We start from the raw sequence: 21,649 nt of genomic DNA, 5'->3' as shown, positions 1-21,649 counted from the left end.
CGGGGGGCAAGAGGCCATGAACGACGCGACCGAGGTGTTCCAGCCGCTGCAGGCGGAGGATCCGCCGGTGGTGGCCGGTTACCGGCTCGCGGCCAGGCTCGGCGCCGGCGGCATGGGCCGGGTCTATCTGTCGCACACACAGGGCGGCCGACCGGTCGCGATCAAGGTGGTACGGCCCGAGCTGGCCGACGACCCGGCCTTCCGGCGGCGGTTCGGCCGGGAGATCAAGGCGGCCCAGCGGGTCCGGGGCGCCTACACGGCCGAGCTGATCGACGCCGACGCCGACGGCGTACCGCCCTGGCTGGCCACCCTGTACGTGCCCGGCCCCTCCCTGACGGAGGCCGTCGCCCGGCGCGGTCCGCTGCCGGTGCCCGCGCTGCTGTGGCTGATGGCGGGGATCGCCGAGGCGCTGCAGGCCATCCACGGCGCCGGAATCGTGCACCGTGACCTGAAGCCGTCGAACGTGCTGCTGGCCGCCGACGGACCGCGCGTGATCGACTTCGGCATCTCGCTGACCTCCAGCGCCACGTCCGCGTACACGGCCACCGGTTCCGCCGTCGGCACGCCTCAGTTCATGGCTCCCGAGCAGGGGTCCGTGGGTGAGGTCACGGCGGCCACCGATGTCTTCGCACTGGGTCAGACCGCCGCGTTCGCGGCACTGGGCGAGCCGCTGTACGGGGACGGCCCCTCGGTCAGCGTGCTGTACCGGATCGTGCACTCGGAGCCCGACCTCTCCCTTCTGCCCGCCCAACTGCGTCCGCTGTTCGCCAAGTGCCTGGCCGCCGATCCACGGGACCGGGCCACCCCGGCCGAGATCGTCGAGTGGTGCCGTCAGCGCCTCGGCCGGGACACCGACGCGGGAGCCGGCCTTGCCGTCTGGCGCGATGTCATGGGGCCCGAGGTCACGGTCCCGGCGCCGGTCCCCCACCCCACGCCGGTGCACACGCTGCCGCTGTTCGCCCCGCCTCAGCCGTCGCCGACGACCCGGCCGACTCAGACGGACGAGCGGCGGGCCCGCCGAAGACGCAACGCGCTCATCGCGGCCGTGGTGACGGGGTGCGCGCTGCTGGTGCTCGGCCTGACCTGGGCGGTCACGGACGCGATGGGTCTGCGCGTACGGGACACATACTCAAAGTCCGGGTCTGACGCGTCCGGTTCGGATGCCTCCGGCCGGTCGTCGGGGACCACGTCGGGCTCCACATCCGGGTCCACCGCGGGTTCCGGGGACGGCAAGAGAGCGGCGACCGGCGAGAACGCCGACGCCGGTGACAAGAGCGACGGGTCGCCGGACGCGTCCCGCCCCTCCTCGAAGGCGCCCAGTCCCCCACGCCCCGCCGCGTATCCCCAGGAATGGTTCGACGAGAAGAACTCCGTGAGCCTCAGGGAGCCCGTCCGCCGCAAGGACCGCAAGGGCGACCTCCGCTTCGTCTGCGGGCAGGGCCGCTGTTCGCTGCAGAGCGACAAGAGCGTGATCTCCTTGCTGTACAGCAAGCCGGGGGCCACCCTCGACTCATGCCGCGTCGCCCTCCAGGGCGCCGACAGCCACAACCTCCCGCTGGCCGCGGTGGCGGCCGGCAGCGAGATCTGCGTGAAGAACCCCTCCGGGGACATCGCCCTGCTGGTGGTCCAGGTGAAGTCGACCGCGCTCCCGAACGACGGGATCAGCTTCCTGACCGCGGACATGACGGTCTGGCGGGAGGCCTGACAGACGGGCGCCGGCACCAGGAGACGCGGGGCGCGGTCCCGGCCCGGCAGCTGTCAGGAGGGGCTAGGTGGCGCTGCGCTCGCTCGCCTCACGGTACCGCCGCTCGATCGCGTCGACGTATGCCTCGTCGCCCGGCCGCCCCGCCCGCAGCAGACGCCACCACTGCTCGATGCTCCAATTGGCCGGTTCCGTCGCCCCGATGAACTCCTCGACGAGCGCGAGGAAACGCACCGGATCGGCGTGGAAGGGGAAGTGCCCGGCCCCGGGGAAAATTTCGAGGCGGCTGCCGGGCATCGCCTCGTGCGCGGTGTACGCGTGGTCGACCGGAAGGACGCCGTCCCGGTCGCCCCAGACGATGAGGGTGGGCATGCCCTGGGCGAGGTAGCAGCGGTCCAGCATCGTGACCACTTGACCGCGCCAGTCGACGACCGACCGCAGCGTGCGGATGAACGCGGCCCGCGCCCACACGTCGGGAAGCGCGTCGACCAGGCCCATCAGCTCCGGCGCGTCCTGCCCGAGCCCGGTGTCGAGCAGCCGCAGCAGCGCGACGGTCCCCCGGACCGGCAGATCGGCGCCGGGCAGCCCGAGCAGGGAGAGCAGCAGCGCGGCGCCGGGCAGTGAGACGCCCCGCAGCACGGGGGTGACCTGCGGGCCGACGCCTCCGGTGCTCACCAGGACGAGCCGGTCGACGCGCTCGGGGAACTGGTAGGCGAACTGCATCGCGACCCCGCCGCCGAACGAATGCCCGACGAGGGTGACGCGCTCGATGCCCAGCACGCCGAGCAGGTCCCGGACCCCGTTGGCGTACGCCGCCACCGAGTAGTCGGCCCGGGGCTTCTCGGACGCGCCGTGGCCGAGCAGATCAGGGGCGATGACGGTGTGGGCGCGGGCCAGTCGGGGGATCAGCGGGGCCCACGTCGCGGACGAGTCGCCGACGCCGTGGATCAGCAGGATCGCCGGTCCCTCACCCGCGATGCGGTACGCGCGCCGGTAGCCGTGCACGGTGCGGAACCGCAGGGCGGGCCCGCTCTCGCCGCCGGTGGGAAGCCGCCTGGTCTCGAAGGGCAGGATCCGCGCCATGGGCCGGAGTGTAGGCGGGCTGCGCGGTGGGGTGGTTGCGAGGGGGTTTCGGGTGGCGCAATTCGGGCGCTTCGCCCTGCGGCGCTATGCGGTGGCGTAGAACCCCAGGAACATGTCGACACCGGCGACGATCAGACGCTCCGTCAGGTCCTCGCTGACGTCGGTCCCGTACGAGCCGAAGACCAGGTGCGGGAAGACCAGCAGGGAGTAGAGCTGGAGGACCGCCGTCTCCATGTCGGGGACGGTGAGCCGTCCCCGTTCGGCGAGCTCGCGCAACGCGCCCGCGATGGCGGGGTGATGACCTTCCGGGCCGCGCGCTCCCCATGCCTCGCCGAGCGAGGGGAAGCGGTGGATCTCCCGGGCCACGAGGTGGCGCAGGGCGTTCATCTCTTGGTCGTTGCGGACGACGTCGACCCAGGAGCGGGCCACGTTCAGGAACGCCTCGCGCAGGTCGTCCGCCTCGGTGAGGCCGTCGAGCGCGGCGACGGACGACGAGGCGTCGAGGGGTTCGTCGAGCGCGTCCGCGATCACCGCGACGAACAGCGTCTCCTTGTTTCCGAAGTGGTTGTAGACGGTCACCTTGGACACGCCCGCCTCGGCCGCGATGGCGTCCATGCCGACATCGAAGCCCTCCCGCAGGAACAGCGAGCGGGCCGCCCGGACGATCGCCTCGCGCTTGCGCTCGGCGCGCGGGCCCGTGGGGCCGCCACTTCGTGCCTCGCCGTTTCCCTCAGTGCGCATGCGCCGCACTTTACCAGCGAACTGAACTGAACAGTTGAGTTCACATGAACTAGTCAGTACAGTTCAGTTGCAGCGGCCATGCGCCCGCCCCGCACCGCCCCAGCCCCTCCCCTGCCTCTCCCGCTGCCCCAAGGACCCGCCATGTCGCATGCCCACCCGACCCCGGCCGCCGCGCCCCACACGGCCGCGCCACCCCCCACCGGCTCGCGCCCGTGGGCGGCGCTCACGCTGTTGTGCGTCGCCCAGTTCATGCTGGTGCTCGACGTGACGGTCGTGAACGTCGCGCTGCCGAGCATGGCCGCCGATCTCGACCTCGGCCGCACCGAGCTGACCTGGGTCGTCACGTCGTACACGCTCTGCTTCGGCGGCCTGATGCTGCTCGGCGGACGGCTCGCGGACGTCCTCGGCGCGCGCCGCACCCTCCTCTGCGGCCTCGCCCTGTTCACCGCCGCCTCCTTGCTGACGGGCCTGGCCTCGGGCCCGGCGACGCTCCTCGCGGGCCGGACCGCGCAAGGCGTCGGAGCCGCGCTGCTCTCCCCCGCCGCCCTGGCCATCGTCACCACGACCTTCCGGGGACGGGACCGCCATCGCGCGCTCGGCGTGTGGTCGGCGATCGGCGGTGCGGGCGCGGCGATCGGCGTCCTGCTCGGCGGAGTCCTGACCGACGGACCCGGCTGGGAGTGGATCTTCTACGTCAACGTGCCCATCGGCGCGGCCCTGCTCCTCGCCCTGCCCGCCGTCGTCCCCGCCCGCGCGCCCCGGCCCGCCCGCCTCGACGTACCCGGCGCGCTGCTGGTCACCGCCGGCACGGGCTCGCTCATCTACGGCCTCGTGGCGGCGGGCGACACGGGCTGGTCGAACCCCCGGACGCTGGTGCCGGTGGCCGCCGCGATCGTGGCCTACGGAGCCTTCGCCGCCGTGGAGCGGGCGCAGCGTTCACCGCTGATCGATCCGGCCGTCCTGCGGCGCCGTCCTGTCGTCGCCGGCTCGTATCTGATGCTGGTCGCGACGGCGTTGCTGATCTCGCTGTTCTTCCTGGGGTCGGTGTTCCTCCAGGAAGTACGCGGCCACAGCGCCCTGCGGACCGGGGTGCTGTTCCTGCCGGTGGCCGTCGCCACCGGAGTCGGCGCGCACCTCGGCGGGCGGTTCGTGGGCCAGTGGGGAGCCCGGCCCACCGCGGCCGGGGGGCTCGCGCTGGCGGGGCTCGGCACCGCTCTGCTCGCCGGGGCGGGGACCGAAGGCAACGCGTGGGCGAGTGTGGCCCCGGGTATGTCCGTCGCCGCCCTGGGGCTCGGTTCGGTGTTCGTGGCCGCCACCACCACCGCGCTGGGCTTCATCGCCCACGAGGAGGCGGGCGTCGCGTCCGGCGTGGTCAACACCTGCCATGAGGTGGGCGGATCCATCGGCGTGGCCGTGATGTCGACGGTCGCCGCCGCCGGGATCGACGGCGGGACGGGAGGCGGCTTCGCGGACGCGTTCATGGTGTGTGCCGTGGCCGCGGCGGTCAGCGCGGCCGCCTCGTTCGCCCTCGTGCCGAGCGGGAAGCCGCAGCTGACCGGCGGGCCGCACGTGCACTGACGCCACCCCGCGCCGGGCGGGGCCCGCACACCCCGCCCGCGCAGACGCGGCACGCACACCTGATCGAAGGGTGGCTGTCGCGCCACGTGACCGAACGATCACCCAGGTGACGGTTCCGGCGGTTAAGTTGCTTGGTGACCATGGGAGTTACGCGGCCACGTGAGGACTTTGCCACTGTGACGGGAGCCGGGGTGCGCAGGCGGATGCTGTCCGCGGCGCTGGTCGCCGTACTCCTGGTGATCGTCCAGTTCTTCGCGCACGGGGTCAACGAATACGCGTCCGCCGTGGAATCCCGTACGCCGCCGGCCACGGCGCCCTACGCCCAGTGCGGGGAGAACACGCACCCCGAGGAGTCCGAGCGCTTCCCGGCGCGCGGACGCCCGCACTGCCGTGACCTCACCCCCGACACGGCTCCGCACCCGCACGCCCGGCCTGCCACGACCGCGGACGACGGCACGCGCGCGTGCCGCGCCATAGCCGTCACCCACTCCACGACGAAACCCGCGGGCCGCGAACTGCCGGCCCTCCTTCAGGTCTTCCGCTGCTGATCGGGATCTCCGGCACGGCCATGCCGCCAGGCTCTCCCGCCTGACGCGCCGCCGGCCGGACCCGAACCGGTCCACGTCACACCGATGCGCCCCCCACGGCGCTCAGGAGTCAACCGACATGCAGCCTTCCCCTGCCTCCCTGCTCGACCGCGCCCGCTCGGTGTTCACGGCACCCGACGGCGCACGACACGACTTCGCGGCCTCCGTGGTCGTCTTCCTCGTCGCCCTGCCGCTGTGCGCGGGCGTGGCCGTCGCCTCCGGAGTACCCGCCGAACTCGGCCTGATCACCGGCGTCGTCGGCGGTCTCGTCACCGGCCTGCTGCCCGGCAGCAGCCTCCAGGTCAGCGGTCCCGCCGCGGGGCTCACCGTGCTCGTGTACGAAGCCGTGCAGCAGTACGGTCTCGCCGCGCTCGGAGCCCTCGTGCTCGCCGCCGGGCTGCTCCAGCTGGCCATGGGCGCGCTCCGCCTCGGCCGCTTCTTCCGCGCCATTTCCGTGGCCGTCGTCGAGGGCATGCTCGCCGGGATCGGACTCATCCTGATCGCCGGGCAGTTGTACGCCATGACGGACAGCGAGGCCCCCACGAGCGGCGTCGGCAAGATCGCCGGGCTGCCGGGGATGCTCGCCGGCGCGATCGGCTCGCAACGCGCCCTCGCCGCCCTCGGACTCGGCGTGGGCACCATCGTCGTCCTCGTGTGCTGGCACAGGCTTCCCCCGAAGGTCCGCGTGGTCCCCGCGCCGCTGGCCGCCGTGGTGCTCGCCACGGGTACCTCGCTGCTCTTCTCCCTGCCGGTGGCCACCGTCGAGGTGCAGGGGCTCGTCGAGGCGGTGCGGGTGCCGGACGCCGCCGCCTTCGGGGAGCTGATGAGTCTCGGTGCCGTCGGCACCGTCCTGGCGTTCGCCCTGATCGCGTCGGCGGAAAGCCTGTTCAGCGCGGCCGCCGTGGACCGCATGCACGACGGACCGCGCACGTCGTACGACAAGGAGCTGATGGCGCAGGGCGCGGGCAACACCATGAGCGGGCTGCTCGGCGCGCTGCCGATGACCGCGGTCATCGTCCGCAGCTCCGCCAACGTGCGGGCGGGCGCGCGGACGAAGGCGTCCCGCGTCCTGCACGGGGTCTGGCTGCTCCTCTTCGCGGCGCTGCTGCCCGCGGCGCTCGGCCTCATCCCCGTCGCCACGCTGGCGGGCGTCCTCGTGCACGCGGGCTGCAAGCTGATCCCGGTGCGGCAGTTGGCGCACCTGTGGCGCGAGCACCGCGGCGAGGCGGTGGTCCTGGTCGTGACGGCCACGGCGATCGTCACGGTGAGCATGTTCGAGGGGGTCCTCATCGGCCTGGTGCTCGCCGTGGTCAAGTCCGCCTGGGAGACGTCGCACGTGCACGTGGACATCGTCGACAAGGGCGTGGGGCCGATCCACGTGCACCTGTCGGGCAACGCCACGTTCCTGCGGCTCCCCAAGCTCCTCGACGCGCTGGAGTCCCTGCCCCCGGACCGCCCGGTCGAACTCGACCTCACGGGGCTGCGGCATCTGGACCACGCCTGCCATACGTCGCTGGAGAACTGGGCGGAGCGGCACAGCGCGGAGGGCACGGATCCGGTGCGGGTGGCGTCAGGGGCCTGAGGGTCGCACGGAGCGGCCCTGTCCGGCCCTGTCCGGCTCTGGCCGGCTCTGGCGGCACTTGGTTCGGCGGGTGCGCCCTGGGTTCTGGTGGCACTTGGTTCAGCGGTGCGCCCTGTCCGGTTCTGGCGGCGCCTGGTCCTACCGAGCCCCGTGGACCGGTTGAGGCGCCTCGGCCCCGGCGAGCAGCTCTAGGGCCGAGTCGCCCGCCTCCGCCGGGGTCCAGCGTGCCCCCTTGTCGGCCGTCGGCCCCGGCCGCCAGCCCTCCATGACGGTGATGCGCCCCGCCTCGGCCTCGAAGACTCGTCCCGTGACCCCCGCGGACGACTCGGAGCCGAGCCACACCACGAGCGGCGACACGTTCTCCGGGGCCATCGCGTCGAAGCCGCCGCCTTCGGGCGCGGCCATGGTTGCCGCGAAGGTGGTCTCCGTCATCCGCGTGCGCGCGGCGGGCGCTATGGCGTTGACCCGCACTCCGTAGGCGGCGAGTTCCGCGGAGGCGACCAGGGTGAGCCCGAGAATCCCGGCCTTGGCCGCGCTGTAGTTGCCCTGCCCCACGCTGCCCGACAGCCCTGCCCCGGAGCTGGTGTTGACCACGCACGCGTGCCGCGCACGGCCCGCCTTCGCCTCGCCTCGCCAGTACGCCGCCGCGTGCTTCAGCGGCAGGAAGTGCCCCTTCAGATGGACGCGCATCACCGCGTCCCAGTCGTCCTCCTCAAGGTTGACCAGCATCCGGTCCCGTAGGAAACCCGCGTTGTTGACGAGGGTGTCGAGGCTTCCGTACGTGTCGAGTGCGGTCCGCACCAGGGACGCGGCGCCCTCGGACGTGGCGATGTCACCGCCGTGCGCGACGGCCTCGCCTCCCGCCGCGCGGATCTCCTCGACGACCTCGTGCGCCGGTCCGCCGGAGGCCCCGGAGCCGTCGGCGCCCACTCCCAGGTCGTTCACCACGACCTTGGCGCCTTCCGCGGCACAGGCGCGCGCGTGCGCACGGCCGAGGCCACGGCCCGCGCCCGTGACGATCACGACGCGGCCCGCGCAGATTCCCGTGCCCGGCTTCGTGGCTGAGGTCATGCCTGAGGTCATGCGGAACTCCTCGGATGCATTCAGTGGTTGACGGACGCGGCGTCCAGGAAAGCGGGGCGTTCGCCGCCCCCGTGCAGGTGCAGTGCGGCGCCGCTGATGTAGCGGGCGCTGTCGGAGGCGAGGAACACGCACGCGTCCCCGACGTCCGACGGATCGGCGAGACGGCCGAGCGGCACGGTGCGGGCGACCGCCGCGACACCGGCCTCGTCCCCGTAGTGCAGGTGGGCGCTCTCGGTACGGGCCAGGCCGAGCACGACGGTGTTCACGCGCACCTCCGGGGCCCACTCCACGGCCATCGTGCGCGCGAGGTTCTCCAGGCCCGCCTTGGCCGCCCCATAGGCACCGGAGCCGGGCGAGGGCCGGGAGCCGCTGACGCTGCCGATCATGGTGATGCTGCCGCCGCCGCTCTCCTGGCCGCGCATCACCTCGTACGCCGCCAAGGACGCGTAGAGCGGGGCCAGCAGATTGAGTTCGACGATCTTCGCCTGGCGGGCCGGGGCCGACTCCGCGAGCAGTCCGAACGGCGTGCCGCCCGCGTTGTTCACCAGGGCGTCCAACCGGCCGTGATCGGCTGCCACATCGGCGAAGAACGCGTGCGCCGCATCCGCGTCACGCAGGTCCAGGCGCCTGAACTCGGCTTTCGCTCCCGCCACTTCGATCGGCCGGTCCGGCGGTCTGCGGGCACAGACGACGACCCTCGCACCGGCCGCGAGGAAGCTGCGGGCGATACCGGCGCCGACGCCTCGGGTGCCGCCGGTGACGACCACCACCTGTCGGGTGTCAGTCATCGCTGCTACCTTCCTGACTAACAAATGTTTGGTTGAAGGGCCTGGTTGAAAGGTAGCGGATCCTCAGATGTCTGTCTCCACCTCCACCCCGGACAAGGGCGTTGCTGTCGTCACCGTCGACTTCCCGCCCGTCAACGCCCTGCCCGTGCAGGGGTGGTTCGACCTGGCGGCAGCGGTGCGCGCGGTGGGCCAGGACCCCGGGACGCGCTGCGTCGTCCTCGCCGCCGCCGGCCGCGGTTTCAACGCGGGCGTGGACATCAAGGAGATGCAGCGCGACAGCGGCCACAACGCCCTGATAGGCGCCAACCGCGGGTGCTACGAGGCGTTCTCGGCGGTGTACGAGTGCGAGATACCGGTCGTGGCGGCGGTGCACGGCTTCTGTCTGGGCGGTGGCATCGGCCTGGTGGGCAACGCGGACGCGATCGTGGCGAGCGATGACGCCACCTTCGGCCTGCCCGAACTCGACCGGGGCGCGCTCGGCGCGGCCACGCATCTCTCCCGCCTGGTGCCGCAGCACCTGATGCGCGCCTTGTACTACACCTCGCGCACGGCGACAGCGGCGGAACTGCACGCGCACGGCTCCGTGTGGCGGGTCGTCCCGCGCGAGGAACTGCGCGATGCGTCAATGGAGTTGGCGCGGGAGATCGCGCGGAAGGACGGGACGCTGCTGCGGTTCGCGAAGGCCGCGATCAACGGCATCGACCCCGTGGACGTACACCGCAGCTACCGCTTCGAGCAGGGCTTCACCTTCGAGGCGAACCTGAGCGGTCTGGCCGACCGGATCCGCGAGGACTTCGGGACGGCGCCCGGAGAGAAGGAGGAGGAGGGCAGGGCATGACGGACAAGACCATGACGCCCGACGCGATCGTGGGGCGGCTGCGCAGCGGGATGACGCTCGGCATCGGCGGCTGGGGGTCGCGCCGCAAGCCCATGGCCCTGGTGCGGGCCCTGCTCCGGTCCGGGATCACCGACCTCACCGTCGTGTCGTACGGCGGTCCGGACGTCGGTCTGCTCGCCGCAGCGGGAAAGATCCGCAAGCTGGTCACGGCGTTCACGACCCTCGACTCGATCCCCCTGGAGCCGCATTTCCGCGCGGCACGCGAGCGTGGCGCCCTCGAACTGGTCGAGCTGGACGAGGCGATGTTCATGCAGGGCCTGACCGCCGGCGCCCAGCGGCTGCCGTTCCTGCCGATCCGCGCGGGCCTCGGCTCGGACGTCCTGCGGGTCAACCCCCAGCTGCGTACGGTCACTTCGCCCTACGACGACAAGGAGGAGCTGGTCGCCGTGCCCGCCCTGCGGATGGACGCGGCCCTGGTGCACCTGAACCGCGCCGACCGCCTGGGCAACGCCCAGTACTTGGGCCCCGACCCGTACTTCGACGACTTGTTCTGCGAGGCGGCCGACACGGCGTACGTGTCGTGCGAGCGGATCGTCGAGTCGAGCGAGCTCACCGAACGGTCGGCGCCGCAGACGATGCTGGTCTCACGGCACGCGGTGACGGGTGTGACCGAGACACCCAACGGCGCGCACTTCACCTCGTGCGTGCCGGACTACGGCCGCGACGAGCCCTTCCAGAAGGCGTATGCCACGGCCGCGGGCGACCCGGACGCCTGGAAGGAATTCGAGGACCGCTTCCTCGCCGGCACCGAGCAGGACTATCAGATGGCCGTCCAGACGTGGCACGAGGAGCAGCGATGACGCGGACCGACCCGACGGCCACGGCCGGTGCGTCCGAGACGACCGCCGTCACGCGCGCCGAGTACTGCGTGATCGCCTGCGCCGAGGCCTGGCGGGACGCCGGCGAGATCCTCGCGTCGCCTATGGGCACGATCCCCTCGATCGCCGCCCGCCTGGCCAAGCTGACGTTCTCACCGGATCTGCTGCTCACGGACGGCGAGGCGCTGCTGATCGGGGATGTGCCTGCCGTGGGGGCGCCGTCGGCGGTGACGGAGGGCTGGTTGCCGTACAGGAAGCACCTGACGATGGTCATGGGCGGCAGGCGTCACGTGATGATGGGCGCGAGCCAGATCGACCGCTTCGGGAACCAGAACATCTCCTGCATCGGTGACTGGGAGCGGCCCAGGCGCCAACTGCTCGGGGTGCGCGGCGCCCCGGTCAACACCCTCAACAATCCGGTGAGTTACTGGATCCCGCGCCACTCGACACGCGTCTTCGTGGAGAAGGTCGACATGATCAGCGGCGTGGGTTACGACAGCGCGGCGGCAGCCGGGCCGGCCGCGACCCGCTTCCACGACCTGCGCCGGGTCGTGTCGGACCTCGGCGTCCTCGACTTCGGGGCGGCGGACCACGCGATGCGCCTGGTGTCCCTGCATCCGGGTGTGACGGTGGAGCAGGTGCGGGAATCGACCGGCTTCGCGCTCGTCACGGCGGACGACGTCCCTTCCACCCGCGAGCCCACCGCGCAGGAACTCCGGCTGATCCGGGACGTGGTGGACCCGCGCGGGCTGCGTGAGCGCGAGGTCCGCTCGTGACGCCGCCCCCGGCGAGCATGGAGACGGCACTGACCAAGCTGGTCGGCGTCCGGTATCCGATCGTGCAGACCGGCATGGGCTGGGTGGCGGGCCCGCGCCTGGTTTCCGCGACGGCGAACGCGGGCGCTCTGGGCATCCTGGCCTCCGCGACGATGACGGTCGACCAGTTGCGCTCCGCCGTCCGCGAGGTCAAGTCCCGTACGGACGAGCCGTTCGGGGTCAATCTCCGCGCCGACGCGGGCGACGCGCGGGAGCGGGTGCGGATCATCGCCGACGAGGGGGTTCGGGTGGCGTCCTTCGCGCTCGCTCCCTCGAAGGAGCTGATCGCGGAGCTGAAGGACGCCGGGGTCGTCGTCATCCCGTCCATCGGTGCGCGTCGGCATGCCGAGAAGGTGGCGGCGTGGGGCGCGGACGCGGTCGTCGTGCAGGGCGGTGAGGGCGGCGGGCACACGGGTGAGGTCGCTACGACCGTACTGTTGCCGCAGGTCGTGGACGCGGTCGACATCCCGGTGATCGCGGCGGGCGGCTTCTTCGACGGCCGGGGGCTCGTCGCCGCGCTCGCCTACGGCGCGGCGGGCGTCGCGATGGGCACACGCTTCCTGCTGACGTCGGACTCGACGGTGCCGGACGCGGTCAAGGCCCGCTATCTTGCCGCGTCGGTCAAGGACATCACGGTGACCACGCGCGTGGACGGCCTCCCCCACCGCATGCTGCGGACGGACTTCGTCGCGTCCCTGGAGAAGTCGGGCCGGACGGCCTCCCTCGCACGGGCCGTGCGGCACGCGGCGGCGTTCCGGAAGACGTCCGGCATGGGGTGGCGGGAGATGATCCGCGACGGACTCACGATGCGGCACGGCAAGGGCCTGACATGGAGCCAGACGCTGCTCGCCGCGAACACACCGATGATGCTGAAGTCAGCGATGGTGAACGGCTCCCCGGAGGCCGGAATCATGGCTTCCGGCCAGGTAGCGGGCGTGATCGAAGACCTGCCGACGTGCGAGGAGCTGATCACGGGGGTGATGACGGAGGCAGCGGCGGTGGTGGCGCGACTGGGTTGAGAGGGAGGCTTTGTGCGGGTGGTCCTGTGTGCTGGCTTCGGCTGGGTCATGCGGCGCAGGGGTGGTTGGTGCAGGGGGCGGCGCAGAGGTGGTCAGCGCAGGGGCGGTCGGCCGCCTGGTGACCGGACGCACGCCCGCGCTCAGACCCCGCCACCTCGCCAGCGAAGCCCGCGCAAAGCCCCCGCCACCTCCAGCGGGGGGCTTTGCGGGTGCTGCTGCGCGGCGGCCTCGGCTGGGGTCATGCGGCGCAGAGGTGGTCGGCGCAGAGGTGGTTGGTGCAGGGCAGGCCGGCCCTGGTCACCGGACGCACGCCCGCGCTCAGATCCCGCGCACCTCCAGCGAAGCCCGCGCTCAGACCCCCGCCACCTCCAGCGAAGCCCCCGCTCAGACCCCCGCCACCTCCAGCGAAGCCCGTGCTCGGGCGACCAAGCCCGCTGCCCCGCAGGATTCGGCCAGGGCGAGGCCGCGGGCCAGTTCGCTCGCGGAGCCCGCCACGATCCCGTACTCGACCCGGGCGACGGCGTGTTCGTACGCGCACGGCGACGCCTCCAGGCAGGCGACGGCTCGTGCGTACAGCTCGACCGCCCGCCGGCCGCTCTCCAGGGACGCCGCACACCGCAGCGCCTCGCCGATCGCCGTCTCCGTTCCGAAGTGCTCCGCCTGGACCCGTGCTTCGGCGACGAGGTCGGCGGCCCGCCGCGGGTCCTCGGTGGCGACCGCCCGGGCCAGTTCGTACGCCCAGGGGTTGACGACGGTGTTGTAGCAGCCGCGCTCGTGGGCCGTCTTCGCCGCCACTTCCAGTTCGTTGACGCCCTCCGGCCGTTGCCCCGAGGCGATAAGGAGACGGCCGCGCACGTAGTGGATGTCGGGCAGGAAGATCGTGGAGGGGTAGGGCGGCGCGATGCCGTAGCGATCGGCGGCCTCCCGGGCCTCGTCGATCTTGCCGCGGGAGAGCAGCACGTCGATGAGCTTGCACGCGGCGTCCCAGTGCATCGGCAGCCCGCTGCCGACACGGTCGGTGAGCCGAAGGCTCTCCCGCAGCGATTCCTCCGCCTCGGCGAGACGTCCGCGCCTGCGGTACACCAGGCCCAGCCAGGCCTTGGCGACGGCCAGATGACCGCCGCTCCAGCCCGCGGCCTCATAGGCGCGGACCCCTTCGGCGAAGACGCTCTCGGCACGGTCGAGGCGGTCGGTGAAGATGTAGGCGCCGCCCAGCATCGTCAGGAGTTCGAAGCCCCACTCCGTGTCGGTCCAGCCGAGCCCGGGCGCGAGGCGGCCGTTGACGAGGGCGCGGTCGCAGAGCTCGACGACCTCCTCCGCGTTCTCCCCGCGGGTCATGGCATCGAACGCGCGCAGGATCAGCAGGGCACGCTCGGAGTTGTCGCGTCCCGGCAGCGGCCGGGCGAGCGCGGCGAGGCGGCGCGAACGACCCGTGGCGTCGTCCTCACGCGCGTGGATGCCCTCCCACATGTAGTGGACGCCCTCCAGACGCATCCGGTCGGGTCCGGGGTCAAGACGCTCGGCCTCGGCGTCCACGACCCGCAGGGCCTCCTCCAGCTGGTCGTTGTGCACCAGGGCTTGGGAGAGTCGGCAGACCGCGTCCACCCGCAGCTTCCGGTCGAGGCCCGGCGTGTGCAGGGCCTCGCGCAGGTGACCGATGGTCGTGGCGGGCGAGGTGAGGAGGGTGGCGCAGCCCAGTTCGTAGAGCACGCGCGCGTGGGTCTCGGGCAGCGGTGGTTCCCGCAGGGCCCGTTCGAGGCAGCGGCGGGCGGCGTCCGGCGCGCCGACCGCGAGGTGCTCGGCCGCCGCTTCACGCAACTGCTTGACCAGTTCGGGATCGTCGTCCGGATGCACCTCGAGGAGGTGCCGGGAAGCGGCGGCGGCGCCGCGGCCCGACAGCGTGACGGCCCAGGCGGCCTGGCCGTGGAACGCGGTACGGGTGGCGGCCGGGATCGAGCGGTAGACGGTGCTCGCGATCAGCGGATGGACGAATTCCAGCCCCTCGTCGGCGCCGAGCAGGATGCGCGCGGTGCGCAGCCGCTCCGCGCACCGCTCGGCCGCCTCACGGGTCATCCCGGCGAGCGAGGCGGCGAGGTCCAGCGGGATGGCGGTGCCCAGGATCGCGGCCGCCCACGCGAACCGCGTGACGTCCGTGCCGAGTCCTTCGAGACGGGCGACCAGTCCGCGGCCGCGCGCCGAGCGGTTCAGGGCGCGCAGTTCGGCGGCGGAACCCTCCACCGGCTCCAGTTCGCTGTCCTGCACCTTGGCCAGCAGTTCCACGGATTCGTACGGATTGCCGCCGGTGACCGCCCAGACCTCGCGGCAGAACGGGGCGTCCGCGTGCTCGCCGAGGGTGGCGCGAGTGAGTCCGGCCGCCGCGTCCGGGGTGAGCGCGCGCAGTGGGGGCAGCGGGCGGGCCGCCGCGCCGACCGCCGCGAGGTGGCGCGCGCTGTCGCCGGTGGCGTCGTCGGGCCGGTGGGCGACCACCACAAGGACGGGCAGTTCGTCGAGGCGCTGGGCGAACGCGGCCAGCCAGTGCAGCGTCTCCTGGTCGGCCCAGTGCGCGTCGTCGATGAGCAGGACCAGCGGCCAGTGCAGTCCCGAGAGGCGCGCGACCGCCTCGATCAGGCCGTCGCACACACCCTGCGGGTCGGCCTGCAGACCGGTCGGCTCGGCTATGCCGAGGGCGGGTCCCGCGATCTCGTACCAGTCGCCGAGATACTCCCGCGACTCGTCGGGCGAGAGGGCGACGAGTGCCGGCTGCAGCAACTGGCGTACGACGTTGAAGGGGACGGAGGTGACGGTCTCGCCGCCCCGCGCGGACCACACCACGGCCCGCCCTTCCGCGATGCGGCGCACTTCGGCGAGCAGCGCCGTCTTGCCGATGCCCGCCTCGCCCTGGAAGACGAGCAGTCCGCCCGCCGTCGTCGAGTCGGAACACAGCTCGTCAACGGCCCTCGCGGCAGCGGCGAGTTCCGCGTCGCGCTCCCACAGCGGGGCCCAGGTGGCACCTCCGGGCCGTCCCTGCGTCATCGCGCTACCTCCCGAGGTCGCTCAATCGACGTACAGACATCGAGACTAGCCGGGTAGAAGGCCTCACGGTGCGGGGTCCGGGCAGCAACTCCCACAAGGGGTGAAGGTCAAGCCCGAAGCTGGACGACGTCAGAGGCGCTCGATGATGGTCACGTTCGCCTGGCCGCCGCCCTCGCACATGGTCTGCAGGCCGAACCGGCCGCCGGTGCGCTCCAGTTCGTGCAGGAGCGTCGTCATCAGTTTGACGCCCGTCGCGCCGAGGGGATGACCGAGGGCTATCGCACCACCATTGACGTTGACCCTCTCCGGGTCGGCGCCGGTCTCCTTCAGCCAGGCGAGGACGACCGGCGCGAAGGCTTCGTTGATCTCGACGAGGTCGATGTCGCCGATGCTCATGCCGGTCTTCTTCAGGGCGTACGCGGTGGCGGGGATCGGCGCGGACAGCATGCGGATCGGGTCCTCGCCGCGCACCGAGAGGTGGTGGACGCGGGCGCGGGGCGTCAACCCGTGGTCCCTTACGGCCCTTTCGCTCGCGACGAGCAGGGCGGCGGCACCGTCCGACACCTGCGAGGAGCAGGCGGCGGTGATGGTGCCGTCGTCCAGGACGGGCTTGAGACCCGCCATCTTCTCCGGTGTCGTGTCACGGCGCGGGCCCTCGTCGGTGGTCACGTCCCCATAGGCGGTGAGTTCGCGGTCGAAGCGGCCCTCGTCGATCGCGCGGACGGCCCGCCGGTGCGAGCGCAGAGCGAACTCCTCCATGTCCCGGCGGCTGATGCCCCACTTCTCGGCGATCAGCTGCGCGCCGTGGAACTGGTTGACTGGCCGGTCCCCGTAGCGGGCGCGCCAGCCCTCGCTGCCCGCGTACGGACCTTCGGTGAGGCCGAGTGGTTCGGCGGCCTGCCGGGAGGCGAAGGCGATGGGGATCATCGACATGTTCTGTGTGCCGCCCGCGACGACGAGGTCCTGCGTGCCGGACAGGACGCCCTGCGCCGCGAAGTGCACGGCCTGCTGCGAGGACCCGCACTGCCGGTCGATCGTCACGCCGGGCACCTCTTCGGGCAGTCCCGCCGCGAGCCAGGAGGTGCGGGCGATGTCCCCGGCCTGCGGCCCGACCGTGTCCAGGCAGCCGAAGACGACGTCCTCGACGGCTGAGGGGTCGACACCGGTGCGCTCGACGAGTGCCTTCAGGACGTGGGCGCCCAGGTCGGCGGGGTGGACGGCCGAGAGGCCGCCCTTGCGCCTGCCGACGGGGGTACGGACCGCTTCGACGATGTAGGCCTCGGCCATGACTGCGTACTCCTCGTGCTCGTCGGTCGGTGCGGTCGCCGGGCGACGACGCGCGCTCTACGTGGTGCGTACGGCGATGCCGTCCAGGACCATGGAGAGGTACTGGCGGGCGATCTCCTCGGGGCTGTGGCCGCCGCCGGGGCGATACCAGGACGCGGCGACCCAGACGGTGTCGCGCACGAAGCGGTAGGCGAGCCGGATGTCCAGGTCGTCGCGGAAGACACCCTCCGCGACACCGCGCTCCAGCGTCGTCAGCCAGGTCTTCTCGAAGCGCTGCTGCGAGTCGGTCAGGTACTGGAAGCGCGCCTGCGCGACCAGGTGCCTGGACTCCTTCTGGTAGATCGCGACGGCCGAGCGGTGCCGGTCGATCTCCCGGAAGGACTCGGTGACGAGCGCTTCGAGGGTCTCGCGGGGGCCGAGCCGCGACTGGAGCACGGTGTCGTACCCGTCCCACAGCTCGGTGAGGAAGGTGGAGAGGATCTCCTCGAGCATCGACTCCTTGGAGTCGAAGTGGTAGTAGAGGCTGCCGGCGAGCATGCCCGCGGAGTCCGCGATCTTGCGGACCGTGGTCGCGTTGTACCCCTGCTCGGCGAAGACGTCGGCCGCGATGGCGAGGAGTTCGCCGCGGCGCTCGGGCGAGCTCACGGGGGCCTTCTTCTTCGTGGTGCTGCTCTGCTTCTGTTTCGACACACGGTCATTCTCCGCCTAGGCGTGCTGGTTGCTGACCGAGACCGTCTCCCCCGTCATGTACGAGGAGTACTCGCTGGCGAGGAACACGATGACGTTGGCTATCTCCCACGGCTCGGCATGGCGCCCGAACGCCTCGCGCGCGGTCAGCTCTTCGAGCAGCTCCGGCGAGGTGACCTTCGCCAGGTGCGGGTGCATGGCGAGGCTGGGTGAGACCGCGTTGATCCTTATGCCGTGGGGCGCGGCCTCGACGGCGGCGCAGCGGGTGAGGGCCATGACGCCCGCCTTCGCCGCGGCGTAGTGCGCCTGGCCGGCCTGGGCGCGCCAGCCGAGCACCGAGGCGTTGTTCACGATCACGCCGCCGCGGTCGGCCGCACGCATGCGGCGCAGGGCGGCCCTGGTGGAGCGGAACGTGCCGTTCAGCGTGACGTCGATGACTCTGTCCCACTGCTCGTCGGTCATCTCGGTGAGCTCGGCCGTGCCGCCGAGGCCCGCGTTGTTCACGACGATGTCCAGACCGCCGTGGCACCGCTCGGCCAGGTCGTACAGCCCCTGCACCTGGGCTTCGTCCGTGACGTCGCACGGCGTCCCCTCGATCCGCCCTGCACCGAACTCCTCGGCCAGCGCCTCCACCGTCTCCTTGGTGCGGCGCGGGTGCGCGTCGCCTATGACGATGCGCGCGCCCTCCTCCAGGAAGCGGCGCGCGGTGGCGCCACCGATGCCCGCTCCGGCCGCGGCGGTGATGACGGCGGTGCGGCCCGCGAGCAGACCGTGCCCCGGCACGTAGGTGGGCGCGTCCATGCTCGGCCTCCCTTGACTCTCGACTCACTGACTCGCTCTCGACGACTGACTCGATCTCAGGGTAATCTACCAAACACTTGTTAGGGAAGGCCGCTGGGCAACACAAAGACCGCTGGAGAAGAACCGACCGAAGAGGTGGGCCATCGATGGACCTCGACTTCACCGCCGGAGAAGAGGAGTTCAGGCAGCGGGCCCGTGACTGGCTGGCCGGGCACGTGCCGGCCGAGCCGCTGCCGTCGCTGGAGACCCACGAGGGTTTCGCCGCGCACCGCGCCTGGGAGGGTGAACTCGCGGCCGATCGCTGGTCGGTGGTCTCCTGGCCCGAGGAGTACGGCGGGCAGGGCGTCGACATCGTCACATGGCTGGTGTTCGAGGAGGAGTACTTCGCCGCGGGCGCCCCCGGCCGCGTCTCGCAGAACGGCATCAACCTCCTCGCGCCGACCCTCTTCGACTTCGGCACCGAGGAGCAGCGCGCCCGCGTGCTGCCCCCGATGGCGAGCGGCGAGGTGATCTGGGCACAGGCCTGGTCCGAGCCGGAGTCGGGCTCGGACCTGGCGTCGCTGCGCTCCACCGCCCGCCGCACGGACGGCGGTTGGCTGATCAGCGGGCAGAAGACCTGGTCGTCGCGGGCCGCGTTCGCCGACCGCGCCTTCGGCCTGTTCCGCAGCGATCCCGCGGTCGACTCCGCCAAGCCGCACCGCGGCCTGACCTATCTGATGTTCCCGCTCGACGCGGACGGCGTGACCGTCCGCCCCATCGGCCGCCTCGACGGCAAGCCCGCGTTCGCCGAGCTCTTCCTCGACGACGTCTTCGTGCCGGACGAGGACGTGATCGGCGAGCCGGGCCAGGGCTGGCGGATCGCCATGTCGACGACGGGCAACGAACGCGGCCTGACCCTGCGCTCCCCCGGCCGCTTCGTCGCCGCCGCGGACCGCCTCGTGGGGCAGTGGCACGCGCACGGAGACCCCGCGGACACCGCACTGCGCGACCGTGTCGCCGACGCCGTGATCGGGGCCCGCGCCTACCAGTTGTTCACCTGGGCCAACGCGTCGCGCTTCGCGGCGGGCGAGACGATCGGCGCGGAGTCCAGCCTGAACAAGGTCTTCTGGTCCGAGTACGACATCGCGCTGCACGAGACCGCACTCGATCTCCTGGGCGCCGAAGGCGAGTTGGCGGAGGGCGGCGAATGGGCCGAGGGGTATGTCTTCTCGCTCGCCGGGCCGATCTACGCGGGCACCAACGAGATCCAGCGCGACATCATCGCCGAGCGGCTGCTCGGACTGCCGAAGGGACGCCGCTGATGAGGTTCCTCCTCGACGACGAGCAGCGCGAGTTCGCACGCTCGCTCGACGCGATGCTGACCGCGGCGGACACCCCGGCGGCCGCGCGGGCGTGGGCCGAAGGGGACCACGCGCGGGGGCGTGCCGTGTGGGGCCGTCTCGCGGACGCGGGTGTGTTCGCCCTGGCCGTCCCCGAGGAGTACGAAGGCGTGGGGCCGCTCCCGGTGGAAATGGCCGTCTCCTTGCTCGAGTTGGGGCGCCATGCCATGCCGGGACCGGTGGTCGAGACGGTGGCTGCGGGCGCGCTGCTCGCCCGCCTCGCCGAACTGGGCGACGCGGCTCCCGCCAAGCGGCTTCTTGCGTCCGTGGCCTCCGGGGAGGCCATCACGACGCTCGCGCTCCCCGAAGGGGGTCCGTTCGCACTGGATGCGGACTCGGCGACGCTGCGGTTGACCGCCGGGGGCGGTGAGTTGCGCCTGGCATCCGGGCACGCGCGCGTGGAGCGGTCGCTGGACCCGGCACGGCGCCTCGCCCGGCTCCGGCCCGGCGAACTGCTCGCCTCGGGCCCCTCGGTGACGGAAGCTTCCCGGTACGCGGCCGACTGGGCCTCGCTCGCGACGGCGGCGCAGGCCCTGGGGGTCGGGCTCGCGCTGCTCGACAGGACGGTGGCGTACGTCAAGCAGCGCACCCAGTTCGGCACGCCGATCGGTGGCTTCCAGGCGGTCAAGCACCGCCTGGCGGACGTCCTGACAGGTCTTGAGTTCGCCCGGCCCCTCGTGTTCGGGGCGGCGTTGACCCTGGAGACGGCGGATGTGGCCGCGGCGAAGGTGGCGGCGAGCGAAGCCGCGTACGGCGCCGCGCGGGCGGCACTCCAACTCCACGGCGCCATCGGCTACACCGCGGAGTACGACCTGTCGCTGTGGCTGACGAAGGCACGGGCGCTGCGCGGCGCGTGGGGCAGCCCCGGGGAGTGCCGCCGGCTGGTGTTGTCCGGGGGCCGGCGGGCCGGTCGGTTCCGGGAGTAATTTCCGGCCCCCGCCCTCCACCTGTGCATATGATCCACCGCATGCCGCTGCGACTTGTGAACGTGAATTTCAAGGCCCGGGACGACTCGGCGCTTGGCCGGTTCTGGGGAGAGGCACTCGGCTGGGGCCTGTCCAGCGAGGGCCCCGGCGTCACGAACGTCGAACCCGAGGGCGTCTCCTGGCCGGACCCCTCCGCCATCTGCGTCGATGTCGTCACCGTTCCGGACCCCGAGACGGTGAAGTACCGCGTGCACATGGATCTCGCGACCACCTCCGAGGCCCATCAGGCGGAGCTGGTCGCGCGCCTGAAGGAGCTCGGCGCCACCACCGCCGACGTGGGCCAGGGCGATGTCCCCTGGACGGTCATGGCCGACCCGGAGGGCAACGTCTTCTGTGTGCTCGAGCCTCGCGAGCTCTACCGGGACACCGGGCCCGTCGCCGCCATCGTGGTCGACTGTGCCGATCCGCGGGCCATGGCCCGGTTCTGGGACGAGGCGATGGACTGGACCCTGCACGAGGTGTCCGACGATCACGCCCGGCTGCGTTCGTCCAAGGGCGTCGGCCCCTACCTGGAGTTCCTCCGCACGTCCGGCGAGAAGACCATGGTGAGCCGCGCCCACCTCGACGTGGCGCCGTACACCGGTGACGACAAGGCGGCGGAGGTGGCCCGGCTGCGGGCCCTGGGCGCCACCGACGCCGACGTCGGCCAGGGCGACGTGCCCTGGACGTGCCTCGCCGACCCGGAAGGCAACGATTTCTGCGTCCTCTCCCTGCGCTGAGGCAAAGCCCTGCGCTGAGGAACAGCCCAGGGCTGGGGCAGAGCCCCCCGCCTGAGACAAAGC

Annotated in this window: 19 protein-coding genes; 11 read left to right on the top strand and 8 right to left on the bottom strand. The window is 72.2% G+C overall.

Annotated elements, in window-relative coordinates; translation table 11 throughout:
- Positions 1-16: 16 nt before the first annotated feature.
- Positions 17-1,705, top strand: coding sequence for a serine/threonine-protein kinase (locus ACWD02_RS20730; RefSeq protein WP_451212635.1), 1,689 nt, complete (start codon positions 17-19; stop codon positions 1,703-1,705).
- Between the two features lie 63 nt (positions 1,706-1,768).
- On the opposite strand, the gene ACWD02_RS20725 is transcribed toward ACWD02_RS20730, so the two are convergent.
- The gene (locus ACWD02_RS20725; protein ID WP_451212632.1) at positions 1,769-2,785 is read right to left on the bottom strand and encodes an alpha/beta fold hydrolase; all 1,017 of its coding nucleotides are present in this window, start codon (positions 2,783-2,785) and stop codon (positions 1,769-1,771) included.
- An 84-nt stretch (positions 2,786-2,869) separates the two neighbouring features.
- Positions 2,870-3,526, bottom strand: coding sequence for a TetR/AcrR family transcriptional regulator (locus ACWD02_RS20720; protein ID WP_451212629.1), 657 nt, complete (start codon positions 3,524-3,526; stop codon positions 2,870-2,872).
- 141 nt (positions 3,527-3,667) lie between these two features.
- On the opposite strand from ACWD02_RS20720, the gene ACWD02_RS20715 reads away from it, so the two are divergent.
- The 3 genes from ACWD02_RS20715 (at position 3,668) to ACWD02_RS20705 (ending at position 7,273) form a co-directional block, all read left to right on the top strand.
- Positions 3,668-5,104 carry a DHA2 family efflux MFS transporter permease subunit gene (locus tag ACWD02_RS20715; protein ID WP_451212627.1) on the top strand — a complete coding sequence of 479 codons (1,437 nt, stop codon included), beginning with the start codon at positions 3,668-3,670 and terminating at the stop codon, positions 5,102-5,104.
- Between the two features lie 176 nt (positions 5,105-5,280).
- Positions 5,281-5,652, top strand: a complete 372-nt coding sequence (locus ACWD02_RS20710) for a hypothetical protein (RefSeq protein ID WP_451212624.1) — start codon at positions 5,281-5,283, stop codon at positions 5,650-5,652.
- Between the two features lie 118 nt (positions 5,653-5,770).
- Positions 5,771-7,273, top strand: a complete 1,503-nt coding sequence (locus tag ACWD02_RS20705; RefSeq protein ID WP_451212622.1) for a SulP family inorganic anion transporter — start codon at positions 5,771-5,773, stop codon at positions 7,271-7,273.
- A gap of 138 nt (positions 7,274-7,411) precedes the next feature.
- Here ACWD02_RS20705 and ACWD02_RS20700 read toward each other — a convergent pair whose 3' ends face one another.
- On the bottom strand, positions 7,412-8,356 hold the full coding sequence (locus ACWD02_RS20700) for an SDR family oxidoreductase (RefSeq protein ID WP_451212620.1): 945 nt from the start codon (positions 8,354-8,356) through the stop codon (positions 7,412-7,414).
- A gap of 20 nt (positions 8,357-8,376) precedes the next feature.
- Positions 8,377-9,144, bottom strand: a complete 768-nt coding sequence (locus tag ACWD02_RS20695; protein WP_451212617.1) for an SDR family oxidoreductase — start codon at positions 9,142-9,144, stop codon at positions 8,377-8,379.
- A gap of 67 nt (positions 9,145-9,211) precedes the next feature.
- Between ACWD02_RS20695 and ACWD02_RS20690 the strand changes: the two genes are divergently transcribed.
- From ACWD02_RS20690 to ACWD02_RS20675, 4 genes are read left to right on the top strand one after another with little or no spacing between them, the layout of a single operon-like run.
- A complete protein-coding gene (locus ACWD02_RS20690) occupies positions 9,212-9,982 on the top strand; it encodes an enoyl-CoA hydratase family protein (protein WP_451212614.1) in 771 nt (256 codons plus the stop codon).
- Entirely contained in the window at positions 9,979-10,842 is an 864-nt protein-coding gene (locus ACWD02_RS20685; RefSeq protein ID WP_451212611.1) for a CoA transferase subunit A, read from the top strand. Before ACWD02_RS20690 ends, ACWD02_RS20685 begins: the two co-directional genes overlap by 4 nt.
- Complete coding sequence (locus ACWD02_RS20680; RefSeq protein ID WP_451212608.1) at positions 10,839-11,636, top strand: CoA-transferase subunit beta; 798 nt, start codon at positions 10,839-10,841, stop codon at positions 11,634-11,636. Before ACWD02_RS20685 ends, ACWD02_RS20680 begins: the two co-directional genes overlap by 4 nt.
- 17 nt (positions 11,637-11,653) lie before the next feature.
- Complete coding sequence (locus ACWD02_RS20675; RefSeq protein WP_451213349.1) at positions 11,654-12,694, top strand: NAD(P)H-dependent flavin oxidoreductase; 1,041 nt, start codon at positions 11,654-11,656, stop codon at positions 12,692-12,694.
- A 384-nt stretch (positions 12,695-13,078) separates the two neighbouring features.
- Here ACWD02_RS20675 and ACWD02_RS20670 read toward each other — a convergent pair whose 3' ends face one another.
- From ACWD02_RS20670 to ACWD02_RS20655, 4 genes are all read right to left on the bottom strand, one after another.
- Positions 13,079-15,727, bottom strand: a complete 2,649-nt coding sequence (locus ACWD02_RS20670) for an ATP-binding protein (RefSeq protein WP_451212605.1) — start codon at positions 15,725-15,727, stop codon at positions 13,079-13,081.
- A 129-nt stretch (positions 15,728-15,856) separates the two neighbouring features.
- A complete protein-coding gene (locus tag ACWD02_RS20665; RefSeq protein WP_451212602.1) occupies positions 15,857-17,014 on the bottom strand; it encodes an acetyl-CoA C-acetyltransferase in 1,158 nt (385 codons plus the stop codon).
- A 57-nt stretch (positions 17,015-17,071) separates the two neighbouring features.
- On the bottom strand, positions 17,072-17,704 hold the full coding sequence (locus ACWD02_RS20660) for a TetR/AcrR family transcriptional regulator (protein ID WP_451212600.1): 633 nt from the start codon (positions 17,702-17,704) through the stop codon (positions 17,072-17,074).
- A gap of 15 nt (positions 17,705-17,719) precedes the next feature.
- The gene (locus ACWD02_RS20655; RefSeq protein ID WP_451212597.1) at positions 17,720-18,502 is read right to left on the bottom strand and encodes an SDR family oxidoreductase; all 783 of its coding nucleotides are present in this window, start codon (positions 18,500-18,502) and stop codon (positions 17,720-17,722) included.
- Between the two features lie 146 nt (positions 18,503-18,648).
- On the opposite strand from ACWD02_RS20655, the gene ACWD02_RS20650 reads away from it, so the two are divergent.
- From ACWD02_RS20650 to ACWD02_RS20640, 3 genes are read left to right on the top strand one after another with little or no spacing between them, the layout of a single operon-like run.
- Positions 18,649-19,803, top strand: coding sequence for an acyl-CoA dehydrogenase family protein (locus tag ACWD02_RS20650; RefSeq protein ID WP_451212595.1), 1,155 nt, complete (start codon positions 18,649-18,651; stop codon positions 19,801-19,803).
- Positions 19,803-20,807 carry an acyl-CoA dehydrogenase family protein gene (locus tag ACWD02_RS20645; RefSeq protein WP_451212593.1) on the top strand — a complete coding sequence of 335 codons (1,005 nt, stop codon included), beginning with the start codon at positions 19,803-19,805 and terminating at the stop codon, positions 20,805-20,807. The genes ACWD02_RS20650 and ACWD02_RS20645 overlap by 1 nt, the downstream gene beginning before the upstream one ends.
- Before the next feature lie 41 nt (positions 20,808-20,848).
- Complete coding sequence (locus tag ACWD02_RS20640; RefSeq protein ID WP_451212591.1) at positions 20,849-21,586, top strand: VOC family protein; 738 nt, start codon at positions 20,849-20,851, stop codon at positions 21,584-21,586.
- Positions 21,587-21,649 lie beyond the last annotated feature (63 nt).

The organism is Streptomyces sp. NPDC002853 (assembly GCF_053591915.1).
This window is presented reverse-complemented; position numbering and strand designations above follow the sequence as displayed.

What these genes read in the sequence shown, in the direction of transcription:
- ACWD02_RS20730 (WP_451212635.1), top strand. Translation starts at nt 17, where the DNA reads ATGAACGACGCGACCGAGGTGTTCCAGCCGCTGCAGGCGGAGGATCCG.
- ACWD02_RS20725 (WP_451212632.1), bottom strand. Translation starts at nt 2,785, where the DNA reads ATGGCGCGGATCCTGCCCTTCGAGACCAGGCGGCTTCCCACCGGCGGC.
- ACWD02_RS20720 (WP_451212629.1), bottom strand. Translation starts at nt 3,526, where the DNA reads ATGCGCACTGAGGGAAACGGCGAGGCACGAAGTGGCGGCCCCACGGGC.
- ACWD02_RS20715 (WP_451212627.1), top strand. Translation starts at nt 3,668, where the DNA reads ATGTCGCATGCCCACCCGACCCCGGCCGCCGCGCCCCACACGGCCGCG.
- ACWD02_RS20705 (WP_451212622.1), top strand. Translation starts at nt 5,771, where the DNA reads ATGCAGCCTTCCCCTGCCTCCCTGCTCGACCGCGCCCGCTCGGTGTTC.
- ACWD02_RS20700 (WP_451212620.1), bottom strand. Translation starts at nt 8,356, where the DNA reads ATGACCTCAGGCATGACCTCAGCCACGAAGCCGGGCACGGGAATCTGC.
- ACWD02_RS20695 (WP_451212617.1), bottom strand. Translation starts at nt 9,144, where the DNA reads ATGACTGACACCCGACAGGTGGTGGTCGTCACCGGCGGCACCCGAGGC.
- ACWD02_RS20690 (WP_451212614.1), top strand. Translation starts at nt 9,212, where the DNA reads ATGTCTGTCTCCACCTCCACCCCGGACAAGGGCGTTGCTGTCGTCACC.
- ACWD02_RS20685 (WP_451212611.1), top strand. Translation starts at nt 9,979, where the DNA reads ATGACGGACAAGACCATGACGCCCGACGCGATCGTGGGGCGGCTGCGC.
- ACWD02_RS20680 (WP_451212608.1), top strand. Translation starts at nt 10,839, where the DNA reads ATGACGCGGACCGACCCGACGGCCACGGCCGGTGCGTCCGAGACGACC.
- ACWD02_RS20675 (WP_451213349.1), top strand. Translation starts at nt 11,654, where the DNA reads ATGGAGACGGCACTGACCAAGCTGGTCGGCGTCCGGTATCCGATCGTG.
- ACWD02_RS20670 (WP_451212605.1), bottom strand. Translation starts at nt 15,727, where the DNA reads ATGACGCAGGGACGGCCCGGAGGTGCCACCTGGGCCCCGCTGTGGGAG.
- ACWD02_RS20665 (WP_451212602.1), bottom strand. Translation starts at nt 17,014, where the DNA reads ATGGCCGAGGCCTACATCGTCGAAGCGGTCCGTACCCCCGTCGGCAGG.
- ACWD02_RS20655 (WP_451212597.1), bottom strand. Translation starts at nt 18,502, where the DNA reads ATGGACGCGCCCACCTACGTGCCGGGGCACGGTCTGCTCGCGGGCCGC.
- ACWD02_RS20650 (WP_451212595.1), top strand. Translation starts at nt 18,649, where the DNA reads ATGGACCTCGACTTCACCGCCGGAGAAGAGGAGTTCAGGCAGCGGGCC.
- ACWD02_RS20645 (WP_451212593.1), top strand. Translation starts at nt 19,803, where the DNA reads ATGAGGTTCCTCCTCGACGACGAGCAGCGCGAGTTCGCACGCTCGCTC.
- ACWD02_RS20640 (WP_451212591.1), top strand. Translation starts at nt 20,849, where the DNA reads ATGCCGCTGCGACTTGTGAACGTGAATTTCAAGGCCCGGGACGACTCG.